We start from the raw sequence: 15,321 nt of genomic DNA, 5'->3' as shown, positions 1-15,321 counted from the left end.
CGGCGAGGCCAGCATTGGTGCAAGGTACGCAGGCCTCTCGTGGCCGGCCTGGCACGCTCGTAAGGCGACCGAGCGTCCGCCGGCTTATCGGCTCACGCATAAGCGCCTCTGGAATACTGGGTCCCCCAGTCAAGCCGGGGGACGACGGTCGTGGTGACAGCGACCAGCGTTGCCCAAAGCAGCAATCAGAGTGTCTCGGTTCACGCAAATTCCGGCGCGACGGCCTGGTGCGCCCGCAGGCGCGCGCGTTCGGTGTTGGGCCAGAGCAGCGCCAGGCCGAGCAGGCCGGAGATGACCATGATCACCGCATTGATGGTGTAGCCCGACATGTAGCCTTCGAGCAGGCTGGCGGAGGACTGGATCATCTTGCCCATCACCACAGGCGCGACGATGCCGGCCAGCGTATAGAGCGCACCGTAGATCGCCATGGCAGCGCCGCGCTGCGCCACCGGAGTGAATTCGCCGATCATCGGCGGGCAGACCACGTAGATCGATCCGCACAGCCCCGAACCGACCACGAGCAGCGCGATCTTGGCCCCGGCCCCGTCGACATGCGGCGTGGTTGCCATCAGGATGCCGCCGACGATCAACGGCGTGGCGCCGAGCACGCCGCGCGCCATTCGTGTCGAGACGCCGCGAGCCATCAGCAGTTGCGACACGAACCCCGTGGTCAGCACAACGCACGCACCGAAGATCCAGGGCAGGATCGAGATGAAGCCGGCCTCCTGCTGCGAGAAGCCGAGACCTTTCACCAGGAAAGGCGTGAACCAGGTCAGCCCGAGCGACAGCGCCCAATAGGCGCCGAACGTCGCGGCCACGCAGCCGACGAAGGTGCGTGATGTCAGGAGCTGCAGATACGGCACGCGCTGCTCGCGCGATGCGGCCAGTTCGACCTCCGCCAGCGGGCCTTCCCGGCCGAGCCACAGCCAGGCCGCGCTCCACATCAGCCCGACAATGCCGAGCGCGCCGAATGCATAGTGCCAACCGTGATTCACGATCACCCAGTTCAGCGCGGGCACCGCGAGGATGACGCCGAAAGCAGACCCCTGCGACAGGATCGCGGTCGGCATCGCCCGCTTCTCATCGGGAAACCATTTGTAGACGGCGTGGACGGCGACGGACGCCGCCGGCCCTTCGCCGGCCCCGAGAATGATGCGGCAGACCAGCAGTGTGGTGAAACCGATGGTGCCGACCATCGGGAACTGCGCCAGCGCCCAGATCAGCGCCAGCACCAGCAGCACCCAGCGCGTCGGGACGCGGTTGACGACGAAGCCGACCACGATGGCGGCCACTGAGAACAGCAGGAAGAAGGACGAGCCGAGCAGGCCGAACTGCTCCGCGTTCAGGTTGAGCTCGGTCATGATCGGCACGCCGGCAAGGCCGACCACGATCTTGTCGGCAAAGTTCACGAGCATGAACAAAAAGAGCAGGAAGGTGATTTTCCAGGCACCCTTCGGCGTGGGCGTCGCGCTCGCGCGGGATGAGCCCTCCTGCGTCGCTGGTACGGCCATGTTCCTTCCCCATCATTGGCGTGATCCGCCCCTGTCGTCGGAGCGTTTCGACGATGCTACCCACGAAGCGGTTCCGGAAGCAACCAGCACGCACGCTAAGTTATTGCTGCAACGCGGGGATTCGCCGCCCAGGGCTGCGCGGCAAAGCCAGCGCAACCTGACCACGAACGTCGTCGCAGGGCTGCCTTGGAGGAACGCGAAAGGTGATGTTCGCGTCAGCTGCTGATATGTTGTGACGCAACAACCTCGATCATGCTCGTGCTCAGCGTTCGTCAACTCACCAAATCCTATCGATCCGGCGGCGAGCCGATCAATGTGCTCCGTGGCGTCGACCTCGATGTCAGCTCCGGCGAGCGCGTCGCGCTGACCGGTGAATCCGGCTCGGGCAAGAGCACGCTGCTGCATCTGATTGCCGGGCTCGACGCATCGGACGGCGGCGACATCCTGCTCGATGGCGCCTCGATCGGCGCGCTCGACGATGCCGGACGCGCTGCGGTCCGGCGCGAGCGCCTCGGCCTCGTGTTTCAGCAGTTCAATCTGGTGCCGAGCCTGTCGGTCGCCGACAATCTCAGTTTCCAGGCGCGGCTGGCCGGACGGCACGATCCGGCGTGGCATACGGAGTTGGTCGAGCGGCTCGGACTCAAGACGCTGTTGAAACGTTATCCCGAGCAATTATCCGGCGGCCAGCAGCAGCGCGTCGCGATCGGCCGCGCGCTGGCCGTCAAGCCGGTCCTGCTGCTGGCGGACGAGCCGACCGGCAATCTCGACGAGGACACCGCCGACGAGGTGATGGCGCTGACGCGCGACCTTGTCACGCGCACCGGCTGCGGCTTCCTGATGGTGACGCACAGCGCGCGGCTCGCGGCGATGCTCGACCGCCACGTCCATCTGCATGCCGGACGCGTCGCATGAGACGCGCGCTGTGGATCCTCGCCGTGCTGCTCAGCCACTGGCGCCGGCATCCGATGCAGCTCGCGACCCTGCTGATCGGACTGATCTCAGCCACCGCGCTGTGGAGCGGCGTGCAGGCGCTGAACCAGCAGGCGCGCAGCTCCTATGACCGCGCGGCCGCGATCTTCGGCGGTGCGCGGACGCCGATGCTGGTCGCGACCGACGGCAAGATGCTGCCGCAGAGCGTGTTCGCCGAGCTGCGCCGCGCCGGCTGGCCGGTGTCGCCGGTGCTCGAAGGCCGGGTGCAGATCGACGGCCATTCGATGCGGCTGCTCGGCATCGAGCCCTTCAGCATCCCCCGTGAGGTCGGCGATGCGCCGACGGTCGGGCGCAGCGAGCTCGAGGCGTTTCTGACGCCGCCGCATCGGACACTGATCTCGCCGGACACGCTGGCTGATCTTGGCTTGAAGGACGGCGCGACGTCGCGGCTCAGCAACGACGCGCTGCTGCCGCCGCTGATGGCGCAGCAGCAGCTCGCGCCCGGCATCCTCGTGGTCGACATCGGCGATGCGCAGCGGCTGCTCGACAAGCCCGGCCAGATCTCGCGGCTGCTGGTCGGCAAGGCGGCGGGCAAGCGGCAGCCCTTGCAGGAGATCGCCGGCGGCCGGCTGCAGCAGGTCGAGCCCGAGGCCGAGACCGACCTGGAGCGGCTGACCGACAGCTTCCATCTCAACCTCACCGCGTTCGGTCTGCTGTCCTTCGTCGTCGGCCTGTTCATCGTCAATTCCGCCATCGGTCTCGCCTTCGAGCAGCGGCTGCCGGTGCTGCGCACCTTGCGCGCCTGCGGCGTGTCGGCGCGGCAGCTCAACAGCGTGCTGATCGGCGAGCTCATCGCCTTTGCCTTGGTGGCGGGTCTGGTCGGGCTCGTGTGCGGCTACATCATCGCCGCGGCGCTGCTGCCGAACGTCGCGGCGTCGCTGCGCGGCCTCTATGGCGCGCAGGTGCCGGGCGAGCTGAGCCTGCGCACGGAATGGTGGCTGGCGGGAATCGTGATCAGCATCGCCGGGGCGCTCGCGGCGGCCACCACCAGCCTGATCAAATCGATGCGGCTGCCGATCCTCTCCACCGCGCAGCCTTACGCCTGGCAGGAAGCGCAGCGGCGCTGGCTGCGGCTGCAGAGCGCGGTGGCGCTCACGTTCTTCGCGGGCGCCGGCCTGCTGCTGTGGTTCGGCCAATCCTTGCTCGCAGGCTTCGGCGTGCTCGCGGCCATGATGCTCGGCGCCGCACTGCTGCTGCCCGCCGTGCTCGAGCTCGCTCTGCGGCTCGGCGAGCGCGGCGCGCGGGCGGCACTGGCGCAATGGTTCTGGGCCGACAGCCGCCAGCAGATCTCGGGCCTGTCGCTGGCGCTGATGGCGCTGCTGCTCGCGCTCGCCGTCAATGTCGGCGTCGCGACCATGGTGGAGACCTTCAGCCGCACCTTCCTGGTCTGGCTCGACGGAAGGCTCACCGCCGACGTCTATATCAGCGCCGCCGACGAAGCGCAGGCGCGCGACATCCAGGCCTGGCTGCGCGCGCGGCCCGAGGTGCAGGCGGTGCTGCCGGGGGGCCGCGCCGAGGCGCAGCTGGCGGGCGCGGCAATCGACATTCTCGGCCTGCCCGATCACGACACCTATCGCGCGCACTGGCCGCTGCTGCAGGCCGGCGACGACGCCTGGAAGCAACTGGTGCGCGGCGATGCCGGCTTCGTCAGCGAGCAGCTGGCGCGGCGGCTCAATCTCTCCGTCGGCGACAGCATCGACCTCCCCGCCCCCGGTGGCGATTGGCGCATCACGATCGCCGGCATCTATGCCGACTACGGCAATCCGAAGGGACAGGTGACGGTCAACATCGCCGCGCTGACGCGCCGCTTTCCGGCGACGCCGATCACACGGATGGCTGTGCGCGCGGCGCCGGCCGATGTGCCGGGGCTGGTCACGGCCCTCACCGACAAGTTCGGCCTCGACGGCCGGAATGTCGTCGACCAGGCGACGGTGAAGCAGGAATCGAAGCAGATCTTCAACCGGACCTTCGCGGTCACCGGCGCGCTCAACACCTTCACGCTCGGCGTCGCCGCGATCGCGCTGCTGACCAGCCTGCTGACGCTGGCAAACTCACGCCTTCCGCAGCTCGCGCCGCTCTGGGCGATCGGACTGACGCGGCGGCGGCTCGCCGAGGTCGAGTTGTTGAAGACGCTGTCGCTCGCAGGACTCACCGCGCTGCTGGCGCTGCCGCTGGGTCTGCTGGTGGCGTGGTGCCTGATCGCGATCGTCAACGTCAAGGCGTTCGGCTGGCGGCTGCCGTTCGACGTATTCCCACTGCAGCTGATCCGGCTGCTCGTCGTAACGCTGGCGGCGGCGCTGATCGCCTCGCTGCTGCCGGTGCTGCGGCTGGCGCGGATGCAGCCGGCCGATCTGGTCAGGACCTTCACCATTGAGCGCTAGAGCCACCCTCACGCGACGCGGCCTGGTCGGCGGGCTCGGCCTGCTGGCGCTGCCGCGCCTTGCCCGCGCGCAAGGTTTCGCGGGCCTGAGCGACAACGCCGACGGCTTTGCGCCGGTGACGCCGGGGAAAGCGTTCAGCTTCCCGGCCGATCACGGACCGCACGACGATTTCCGCATCGAATGGTGGTACGTCACCGCGAACCTCACGGACGGCAGCGGCACGGCCTATGGCCTGCAATGGACGCTGTTCCGCTCGGCGGCGCGGCCGGGACCGCAAGGCGAAGGCTTCGACAATCAGCAGCTCTGGATGGCGCATGCCGCGGTGACGCGCGCCGAAAGCCACCGCTCGACCGAGAAGTATGCGCGCGGTGGTGTCGGGCAGGCCGGCGTCGAGGCCAAGCCGTTCCAGGCCTGGATCGACGGCTGGCAGTTGCGCGGCACTGATGCGACAGACGATCAATCGCTGGCGCCGCTCGACATGAGCGCGACGGCAAGCGATTTCTCCTATGCGCTGCATCTCGAGGCCGACCATCCCATGGTGCTGCAGGGTATCAATGGCTACAGCCGCAAATCCGAGCGCGGTCAGGCTTCGTATTACTACAGCCAGCCATTCTACCGCGCCCGCGGCCGCATCAGCTTCGACGATCAGCCGGTCGAGGTCACAGGGATGGCGTGGCTCGACCGTGAATGGAGCAGCCAGCCGCTGGCCTCCGACCAGAGCGGCTGGGACTGGTTCGCGCTGCATTTCTCCGGCGGCGAGAAGCTGATGCTGTATCGGATGCGGCAGGGCGACGGCAACTACACGTCCGGCACCTGGATCACGGCGGACGGCACTTCCCGCCCGCTCGGCCCTGAGGGCATCGTGATGACGCCGAAAGAGACGGTCGCAATCGGCGAGCGCAAGCTGCCGGTCAGCTGGCATATCGAAATATCAGCGCTCGGCATCGCCATCGACTCCGCGCCGCTCAACCCTCGGGCCTGGATGGGCACCCGGGTGCCCTATTGGGAAGGGCCGATCAGCTTCAAGGGCAGCCACACGGGGGTGGGCTATCTCGAGCTGACGGGATATTAGAAGGGCTCACAGGGGGAAACCGCGCATGTATCACTTCACGGCACTGGTCACCGTGCTCGCACTGATGCTCTATTTCTACATGGCCGTGCGCGTCTCGCAGGCGCGCGGCAAGTTCGGCGTCAAGGCGCCGGCGATCACCGGCAACGCCGATTTCGAGCGCATCTTCCGCGTCCAGATGAACACGCTGGAATGGATGCCGATCTTCCTGCCCGCGCTGTGGCTGTTCGCGATCTATGTCAGCGATGCGATTGCGGCGCTGATCGGCCTGGTCTGGATCGTGGGCCGCGCCATGTACATGGTGTCCTACGCCCAGGCCGCGGCAAAGCGCGGGCCCGGCTTCGGCGTACAGGCGCTGGCGGCCTCCGCCCTGCTGGTCGGCGCGCTGGTTGCGATCCTGTGGCGGATGCTGCACGGCTAGACCGCTCCGCCCTCCGCTGTCGTCCCGGGCTTGAGTCGAGACCCATAATCATCGACCTGTGTTGATTGCGCGAGAGTTCAAGACGCAGCCTGCCTCAAGACAGATCACGCGGTATGGGTCCCGGGTCGGCGCCCGCTGACGCTTTGCGTCACCGGGCTTGCCCGGGACGACAGCAGTGTTTTCTCGGCAGCGTTATTCCTCGCCGCCAGCGTCATCCCGCGCTGTCGTCCCGGCGCTCGCCGGGACGACAGCGATCTTGGCGCGATCACTTCGTCAGCGGGCAGCCGCTGTCCTTGGCGGAGAAGAACGCCTTGTCGCCGGGCACCGTGGCGAGCTGCTTGTAATAGTCCCACGGCTTCTTCGATTCCGACGGCTTCTTGACCTCGAACAGATACATGTCGTGGACCATGCGGCCGTTGGCGAGCACCTTGCCTTGCGCGAAGGCGTCGTCGACCGGCAGCTCCTTGAGCTTGGCCGCCACGGCATCCGAATCCTTGCTGCCAGCGGCCTTGACCGCCTTCAGATAGGACAACGTCGCCGAATAGGTGCCGGCGTGGATCATGCTGGGCATGCGTCCCGTGCGCTTCATGAAGCGCTCGCTGAAGGCGCGGGCCTTGTCGTCGTGATCCCAGTAGAAGCCTTCGGTCAGGATCAGACCCTGCGCGGCTTCGAGGCCGAGGCCATGAACCTCCGACAGCGTCATCAGCAGGCCGGCGAGCTTCTGGCCGCCCTTGACGATGCCGAACTCGGCCGCCTGCTTGATCGAGTTGGTGGTGTCGAGACCGGCATTGGCGAGCCCGATGACCTTGGCCTTGGAGCTCTGCGCCTGCAGCAGGAAGGACGAGAAGTCCGACGAATTCAGCGGAATGCGCACCGAGCCCAGCACCTTGCCGCCCTTGGACGTCACGATGTCGCTGGTGTCCTTCTCAAGCGCGTAGCCGAAGGCGTAGTCGGCGGTCATGAAGAACCAGGTGTCGCCGCCGGATTCGACCAGCGCGCCGCCGGTGCCCACCGCGAGCGCGCGGGTGTCATAGGCCCAGTGGAAGCCATAGGGCGTGCAGGCATCGCCTGATATGCGCGAGGTCGCGGCGCCGACGACGATGTCGATCTTCTTCTTTTCCTTCGACAGATCCTGGATCGCGAGCGCGACCGAGGAGGTCGTCAGCTCGGTGATCATGTCGACACCCTCGGTGTCGTACCAGCGCCGCGCGATCGACGAGGCGAGATCCGGCTTGTTCTGATGGTCGGCGGTGACCATTTCGACCTTCTGTCCCAGCACCTCGCCGCCGAAATCCTCGATCGCCATCTTGGCGGCTTCGACCGAATATTTGCCGCCGTAGTCGGCATAGACGCCGGACTGGTCGTTGAGGATGCCGATCTTGACCTGTGCCGACGCCGGCGCAGCCACCAGCAGCGCACCAACCGCTGCAAAAGCCAGCAAGCCCGATTTCATATGATGTCTCCCAGAGTTTCTTCGTTTTGAGGGGCATTCGGTTTGGAATGCCTGGTCATGTTATGCCAGAACCCCGGCCGCGCCCATCCCTTCCCGCGAGGGTTCCCGACGGCCGATGTTTGCTAAGGGGCCGGGTCCGAGCAAAGCGCGGCGTCCCTCCTCGTCTACGCTAGGGCGCCGGCTTGTTCCGTCTCGATCCGTCGGCGAGGTTGCGGACCACGACGTAGAAGATCGGCGTGAAGATCAGGCCGAACAATGTCACGCCGAGCATGCCGAAGAACACCGCGACACCGACGGCTTGCCGCATCTCGGAGCCCGAGCCGGTGGAGACCACCAGCGGCAACACACCCAGGATGAACGCGAACGACGTCATCAGAATCGGCCGCAGCCGCAGGCGGCAGGCCTCGATCACGGCATCGAGCCGCGTGCGCCCCTCGCGTTCGATGTCGCGGGCGAATTCCACGATCAGAATCGCATTCTTGGCCGCCAGCCCGACCAGCACCACGAAGCCGATCTGGGTCAGGATGTTGACGTCCTGCCCCATGAGACGCACGCCGATCGTCGCGGCGAGCAGGCACATCGGCACGATCAGGAGAACGGCGAAAGGCAGGCTCCAGCTGCCATATTGCGCTGATAGCACCAGGAACACGAACAGCACGCAGATCGGGAAGACATACAGCCCGGAGTTGCCGCCGGTCACCTGCTGATAGGACAGGTCGGTCCATTCATAGGCGAAACCGCTCGGCAATGTCTCGTCCGCGAGCCGCTTCATGGTGTCGATCGCGGTCGCCGAGCTGGTCCCCGGCAAGGTGTCGCCCTGCAATTCCGACGCGGGATAGAGATTGTAGCGCGCGACACGATCGGGTCCGGCGATATCCTTGAACCCGACCACGCTGCCGAGCTGCACCATGTCCCCGGCAGCGTTGCGCGTGCGCAGGCGCGCGAGATCCGCCGTCTCCTTGCGGAACGGCAGGTCGGCCTGCGCCGTGACGTGGTAGGTGCGGCCGAACAGGTTGAAGTCGTTGACATAGGCCGAGCCGAAATAGGTTTCGATCGTCTCGGTGATGTTGGCGATGGGAACGCCGAGCTTCTGCGCCTTGACCCGATCGATATCGACGAACACCTGCGGCGTATTGGCGCTGTAGGGCGAAAACACTGCGGTCAGTCCCGGCGCCCTGCGCGCGGCTGCCACCAGTTCATCGGTGGCGGCCGCCAGCAGACCGCTGCCGCGGCCCTGGCGATCCTGGATCCGAATCGTGAAGCCGCCGCCCGTGCCGATCCCCGGGACCGCCGGTGGCGGGATCACGATGATGAAGGCCTCCTCGATGACGGCCAGCCGCTTGCGCAACTCCGCGGTGATGGCGTTGGCCGTCAGCCCTTTCCTGGCGCGGACGTCAGGCTCGTCGAACACCGGGAACAGCGCCGCGGAATTGCTGGACTGCGTACGCGTTGCGCCTGACAGGCCCGCCAGCGCCGGCACGCGCACGACGCCGGGCGTCGCCAGCGCGATGTTCTCGATCTTGCGCACGACCTCGGTGGTGCGTGCCAGCGACGCCGCGCCCGGCAGCTGCACGGCGACGATGACGTAGCCGCGGTCCTGCGCCGGAATGAAGCCTTGCGGCGTGGTGTAGAGCAGCCAGCCGGCGCTGCCGATCAACACGGCGTAGACTAGCAGCATCAGCGCCGCGTGGTGGATCACGAAGCCCGCCGCACGCGCATAGCCATGCGACAGCCGATCGAACACCCGGTTGAACACGCCGGTGAATGCGTCCCACCCCCGTGCGAGCAGATTCCAGCGTGCCGGCGGCCGCCTTTCGTGATGCGGCTGCAGCAGCTGCGACGCCAGGGCCGGCGACAGCGTCAATGAACAGAAGCAGGAGATCGCGGTCGCAACCGCGATGGTGACGGCGAACTGCTGGAAGAACTGTCCGGAAATGCCGCCGAGGAACGCCGTCGGCACGAACACGGCGCACAGCACCAGCGCGATCGAGACCAGCGCGCCGCCGACCTCTTCCATGGTCTTGAGCGCGGCGTCGCGCCGCGACAGGCCGTGCTCCAGATGCCGCTCGACATTCTCGACCACGACGATGGCGTCGTCGACCACGATGCCGACCGCGAGCACCAGGCCGAACAGCGTGAGATTGTTGATCGAGAAGCCGAGCGCGGCCATCACCGCGAAGGTGCCGACCAGCGAGACTGGAATCGCGATGATGGGAATGATCGCCGGACGCCAGCCCTGCAGAAACACCAGCACCACGATGACGACCAGCACCATCGCCTCGTAGATCGTCTTCACCAGCTCGCTGACGGACTGGGCGATGAACTCGGTCGGGTTGTAGCCGATATTGTAGTCGAGCCCCTTGGGGAAATTGGCCTTGAGGCCGGCCATGGTATCGGAGATGCGCTTGGCGGTGGCGAGCGCGTTCGAGCCGGGACGCTGGAACACCAGCAGCGCAACCGCGGACTTCCTGAGCAGGAAGCCGTTGGTGGAGAAGTCCAGCGCACCGAGCTCGATCCGGGCGACGTCGCGCAGCCGCACGGTCCGGCCGTCGCTGCCGGCCTTGACGATGATGTCCTCGAACTGCTGCGGATCCTTGAGCCGGCCGGTGAAGGTCAGGTTGGGCTGGAAGGCGCGGTCGGCGATCGGCGGCGCGGCGATCTGGCCGCCGGTGATCTGGAGGTTCTGGGAGCGGATCGCCGCCAGCACGTCGCCCGCGGTCATGCCGAGATTGGCGATCTTGTCGGGATCGAGCCACAGCCGCATCGAATAGTCGCGCGCGCCGAAGATCGTGATGTCGCCGACCCCGTCGAGCCGCAGCAGCTGGTCGCGGACCTGCAGCAGCGCGTAGTTCGAGATGTAGGTCTGATCAAAGGTGTCATCCGGCGACAGCATGAATACGACCATCATCAGGTCGGGGCTGTTCTTGCGGGTGACGACGCCGGTGCGCTGCACCTCTTCCGGCAGGCGCGGCTGCGCGATCGCGACGCGGTTCTGCACCAGCACCTGGGCCTTGTCGAGATCGGTACCGAGCTTGAAGGTCACCGTGATGTTCAACTGGCCGTTCGACGTCGCCTGGCTGTAGAGATACAGCATGTCGTCGACGCCGTTGATCTCCTGCTCGATGGGAGCGGCGACCGTGTCGGAGACGGTCTGCGCCGAGGCGCCGGGATATTGCGTGGTGACGACGACCGTCGGCGGCACCACTTGCGGATATTCCGAGACCGGCAAGGTCGTATAGGCGAGTGCGCCCACGATCAGCAGTACGATCGACAGCACCATCGCCAGGATGGGCTGATTGATGGAGAGGCGGCCGAGATTCATGGCTTGTCACCGGGCTTGTCACCGGCCTTGCCGCCCGACGGCGCGGCAGCGGGATGCGGACTGACCTTGGCGCCGACACGGGCGCGCTGCAGCCCGTCGACGATGACCCGGTCTTCGGCCTTGAGGCCTTCGCGGATCACGCGCAGGCCGTCGTCGAGAGGACCGAGCACGACAGGCCTGCCCTCGACGGTGTCGTCCTCCTTGACCACGAACACGATCTTGCGCGATTGGTCGGTGGCAACGGCCGTATCCGGCAGCAGCAGGGCCTCATACGGTGCGCTGCCGATCAGGCGCACGCGACCGAACTGCCCGGGCAGGATCGACAGATCCTTGTTGGGAATCACGGCGCGGCTGCGCAGCGTGCCGGTGGAGAGATCAAGCCTGTTGTCGAGGAAGTCCATCTTGCCGTCATGCGACGGCTTGGTCTCGCCCGAGAGCGCCACCTCGACCGGGTTCGGCGTGTCCCGCGAGCTCGGCCGCTTGCCCTCGAACCACAGCCTGTTGTTCTTGAGATAGGTCGCCTCGTCGACGTCGAAATAGATGTAGATGGGATCGACCGAGACGATCGTGGTGAGCAGCGTCGATGTGCCGGCGTCGCTGCCTTGCACGAGGTTGCCGGGCGTCACGAGGTGACGGCTGACACGGCCCGTGATCGGCGCCACCACGTGCGTGAACTCGACATTGAGCTGAGCCGCCTTCAATGCACCGTCGGCCTGCGTCTCGGCCGCATGCGCCGCCTGCAGCGCCTGGCGGCGCTGGTCGACGACGGCTTCGGTGACGGTCTGGTTCAAGGTCAAGGTCAACGCGCGGTCGAGCTCGCGCTTGGCCAGCTCGACCTTCGCGCGGGCATCGGCCAGCTGGCCGTCGGCCTGCGTCGCAACGGCCTCGAACGGACGGGGATCGATGACATAGAGCAGGTCGCCCGTCTTGACCATGGCGCCGTCGCGGAACTCGACGCTGTTGACGTAGCCCCCGACCCGGGCGCGCACCTGGACTTCCTCGACCGCCTCGAAGCGCCCGGTGTACTCGTCCCAATCGGTGACCGTGCGCCTGGTCGGCTGCGCCACCGTGACCGGCGGAGCGGCCGGTGCCGCAGCCTGCTGCGGCTTCTCGCTGCAGCTGGACAAGGCCAGCGCGAGCAGGGCCCCGATCGCGCGCGCAGGGAGGATGTCGAGATCCGAAGCGAGACGTGAAGAAGCTGCGGGATCGGTCACGCTCAAGGTCGTCTCCTTTGCACCAGGCCACGATTTGCGGCGATCGGCTACAGGCATGCGAACACATCAGTCGGTGAGATCGGTGTGCCATCATTCAAATGCGGATGGCGACTACCGGCACGCTATTACCATCTCACACATGCCGAGGTTGTGACAGACAAACAATCGTGCCGACTGCCGGCAAATTCGGCAGCGGCCGGATCATCTCGGTCATCCGGCCAGGGAGGAGCTGGAGGTCAGAGGATGACGCATGTCATGCCTCGCCAGCGCAATGGCGCAGCGGGACGCGCCGATTTTGCGCTGCAGAAAAGCGCGACGGCCGCCCGTACGGCTGAGAATTTCGGACATGACGGCCCCGATTTGCTCCGTTACATTCGACCTCAAACAAATACAGACCAAATCGTGCGGACCAGGTCCGTCCGGGAGGGACCAAGCGTGCAAAGAGGGCGTGGCGTATTCGACGCGACACGCGGCTGCGTGCTTGCCAGGCTGGCCGGGACCGAGGTTTTTCCCGCAATCCCTCGATCGGTCGCGTAGGAGATTGGACCAGCCATGTACACCGGCAAGCACGCCCGGCTGCGCCCGCTGCAGCCCGCCTTTATCATGGCCTCGACCGGCGAGGCCGTGACCTATCGCGAGCTCGAGGCGCGCAGCAACCGGTTGGCCCATTTGTTTCGCCGGCACGGCTTGAAGCGGCTCGACCACTATTCGATCTTCATGGAGAACAACAGCCGCTACCTCGAGGCGTGCGGCGCCGGCGAGCGCTCCGGGCTCTATTTCACCTGCGTGAACTCCTATCTGACCTCCGGCGAGCTCGCCTACATCCTCAACAACAGCCAGTCGCGGCTGCTGATCACCTCGGTCGCCAAGCTCGACATCGCGCGCGAGGCGCTGAAGCAGGCGCCCAATATCGAGCTGTGCATCGTCGCCGATGGCGCAGGCGAGAGCGAGCGGATCGTCGGCCTTGCCGAGGTGACCGCCAACCTGCCGGCGACGCCGATCGCCGACGAGAGCGTCGGCACCGCGATGCTGTATTCCTCCGGCACCACGGGCCGGCCGAAGGGCATCCTGCGGCCGCTGCCGGAGCAGCCGCCGGTGCAGCAGCTTCCGATCTTCGATTTCCTGGAGAGACTGTGGCGCTGTCGCGAGGGCATGATCTATCTGTCGCCGGCGCCGCTGTATCACTCGGCGCCGCAGGCCGCCGTCAACCTCGCCATTCGCTCCGGCGGCACCGTCATCATCATGGAGACCTTCGATCCCGAGCGCTATCTCCAGCTCGTCGAGCAATGGGGCATCACCCACAGCCAGCTGGTGCCGACAATGTTCTCGCGCATGCTGAAGCTGCCCGAGGAGGTCCGCACCCGCTACGACCTCTCCTCGCTCGAGGTCGCGATTCATGCCGCCGCGCCCTGCCCCGCACAGGTCAAGGAGGACATGATCAGATGGTGGGGGCCGATCATCCACGAATATTATGGCGCCACCGAAGGTCTCGGCTTCACTGCCTGCGACAGCGAGCAATGGCTCGCGCATCGCGGCACCGTCGGCAAGGTGCTGTTCGGCGACCTGCACATCCTCGATGACACCATGCAGCCGTGCCCGGTCGGAACCGCCGGCACGGTGTGGTTCAAGACGGGCTCGCCGTTCGAATATTTCAACGATCCCGATCGCACCAAGGAGGCGCGCTCGGCCGACGGCACGATGAGCACGGTCGGCGACGTCGGCTATGTCGATGCCGACGGCTATCTCTACCTCACCGACCGCGCCACCTTCATGATCATCTCCGGCGGCGTGAACATCTATCCACAGGAATGCGAGAACCTCCTGATCACCCACCCGAAGGTCGCCGACGCCGCCGTGTTCGGCGTACCCAATCCCGATCTCGGCGAGGAGGTGAAAGCAGTGATCCAGCCGATGCCGGGCATCATGCCGGGACCTGCGCTGGAGGAGGAGCTGATCGCGTTCTGCCGGCAATCGCTGTCGCGGCAGAAGGTGCCGCGCTCGATTGATTTCGAAAAGGAGCTGCCGCGGCTGCCGACCGGCAAGCTCTACAAGCGCCTGCTGCGCGACCGCTATTGGGGCAACAAGACCTCGCGAATCGTGTAGGCGCCGAGAGCGTGGCCAGGCGTTGATCCTTATCAAGCGCAGGCTGGGCGACGGGGCTATTCTTCGTTGATTGCGGCCGCAGCGATTTTGCGAGACGATGACATGCGCGCTCATCAAATCATGACGAGATCGGTGATCACGGTGACGCCGGGAACCCCGGTGGCCGAGGCGGCGCGGATCATGCTGCGCAACCATATCGGCGGCCTGCCGGTGGTCGACGCCTCCGGCCGGCTCGTCGGCATCGTCACGGACGGCGACTTCCTGCGCCGCGCCGAACTCGGCACCGAACGCAGGCAGGGCCGCTGGCTCGATCTCCTGGTCGGACGCGGCCATATCGGCGCCGACTTCGTCCATTCCCACGGCCGCACCGTCGGCGACATCATGAGCCGGCCTCCCGTCACCGTCAGCACCGATGCCAGCTTGGCTGAGATTGCGGAAGCGATGGAGAAGCGCAACATCAAGCGTCTGCCGGTCGTGAGCGGCGACCGGCTGGCCGGCATGGTGACGCATACCGATTTCGTGCAGACCGTGGCCGATCTCGCGACCGCCGTCCCGGGCCCCACCCCCGACGATGACGGGCTGCGCAGCGCCATTCTCAATGCTCTCGATCAGGCCGCCTGCAAGCATTGCCGCTTCAACGTCGTTGTCCGCAACGGCATCGCGCACCTCACCGGCGCGGTGCGCCACGAGAAGGAGCGGACCACGGCGATGACCGCGGCCAAGAGCGTGGAGGGCGTCAGGGACGTGCGCGACCACATGTGGGTCTACCCGCCTCCGGAGGACGAGTTCGGCGGCGGCGACATCGTCTCGCTGCAGGACCAGCCGTCGACCGACGACGACCAGCCGCTGTGAGGAGC

10 protein-coding genes are annotated in these 15,321 nt (G+C 66.5%); 6 read left to right on the top strand and 4 right to left on the bottom strand.

What is annotated here, in order from left to right; all coding sequences use genetic code 11:
* Nucleotides 1–200 precede the first annotated feature (200 nt).
* Nucleotides 201–1,511 (bottom strand): MFS transporter, encoded by a 1,311-nt coding sequence (locus S58_RS03020; RefSeq protein WP_015663765.1) that lies wholly within the window; start codon nucleotides 1,509–1,511, stop codon nucleotides 201–203.
* Between the two features lie 252 nt (nucleotides 1,512–1,763).
* Between S58_RS03020 and S58_RS03015 the strand changes: the two genes are divergently transcribed.
* From S58_RS03015 to S58_RS03000, 4 genes are read left to right on the top strand one after another with little or no spacing between them, the layout of a single operon-like run.
* Nucleotides 1,764–2,423, top strand: a complete 660-nt coding sequence (locus S58_RS03015; protein WP_015663764.1) for an ABC transporter ATP-binding protein — start codon at nucleotides 1,764–1,766, stop codon at nucleotides 2,421–2,423.
* Nucleotides 2,420–4,882 (top strand): FtsX-like permease family protein, encoded by a 2,463-nt coding sequence (locus S58_RS03010; RefSeq protein ID WP_015663763.1) that lies wholly within the window; start codon nucleotides 2,420–2,422, stop codon nucleotides 4,880–4,882. The genes S58_RS03015 and S58_RS03010 overlap by 4 nt, the downstream gene beginning before the upstream one ends.
* The gene (locus S58_RS03005) at nucleotides 4,872–5,954 is read left to right on the top strand and encodes a lipocalin-like domain-containing protein (protein ID WP_015663762.1); all 1,083 of its coding nucleotides are present in this window, start codon (nucleotides 4,872–4,874) and stop codon (nucleotides 5,952–5,954) included. The genes S58_RS03010 and S58_RS03005 overlap by 11 nt, the downstream gene beginning before the upstream one ends.
* Nucleotides 5,955–5,979: 25 nt before the next feature.
* The gene (locus S58_RS03000; protein ID WP_015663761.1) at nucleotides 5,980–6,372 is read left to right on the top strand and encodes an MAPEG family protein; all 393 of its coding nucleotides are present in this window, start codon (nucleotides 5,980–5,982) and stop codon (nucleotides 6,370–6,372) included.
* A 265-nt stretch (nucleotides 6,373–6,637) separates the two neighbouring features.
* On the opposite strand, the gene S58_RS02995 is transcribed toward S58_RS03000, so the two are convergent.
* From S58_RS02995 to S58_RS02985, 3 genes are all read right to left on the bottom strand, one after another.
* A complete protein-coding gene (locus tag S58_RS02995; RefSeq protein WP_015663760.1) occupies nucleotides 6,638–7,825 on the bottom strand; it encodes an ABC transporter substrate-binding protein in 1,188 nt (395 codons plus the stop codon).
* Nucleotides 7,826–7,994: 169 nt separating this feature from the next.
* Entirely contained in the window at nucleotides 7,995–11,147 is a 3,153-nt protein-coding gene (locus S58_RS02990) for an efflux RND transporter permease subunit (RefSeq protein WP_015663759.1), read from the bottom strand.
* The gene (locus S58_RS02985; protein ID WP_015663758.1) at nucleotides 11,144–12,367 is read right to left on the bottom strand and encodes an efflux RND transporter periplasmic adaptor subunit; all 1,224 of its coding nucleotides are present in this window, start codon (nucleotides 12,365–12,367) and stop codon (nucleotides 11,144–11,146) included. Before S58_RS02985 ends, S58_RS02990 begins: the two co-directional genes overlap by 4 nt.
* Before the next feature lie 546 nt (nucleotides 12,368–12,913).
* Between S58_RS02985 and S58_RS02980 the strand changes: the two genes are divergently transcribed.
* Nucleotides 12,914–14,464 carry an AMP-binding protein gene (locus S58_RS02980; protein WP_015663757.1) on the top strand — a complete coding sequence of 517 codons (1,551 nt, stop codon included), beginning with the start codon at nucleotides 12,914–12,916 and terminating at the stop codon, nucleotides 14,462–14,464.
* Nucleotides 14,465–14,566: 102 nt separating this feature from the next.
* The gene (locus S58_RS02975) at nucleotides 14,567–15,316 is read left to right on the top strand and encodes a CBS domain-containing protein (RefSeq protein WP_042338617.1); all 750 of its coding nucleotides are present in this window, start codon (nucleotides 14,567–14,569) and stop codon (nucleotides 15,314–15,316) included.
* The last annotated feature ends 5 nt before the right edge of the window (nucleotides 15,317–15,321 follow it).

This window comes from Bradyrhizobium oligotrophicum S58 (assembly GCF_000344805.1).
GTDB classification, from domain to species: domain Bacteria; phylum Pseudomonadota; class Alphaproteobacteria; order Rhizobiales; family Xanthobacteraceae; genus Bradyrhizobium; species Bradyrhizobium oligotrophicum.
This window is presented reverse-complemented; position numbering and strand designations above follow the sequence as displayed.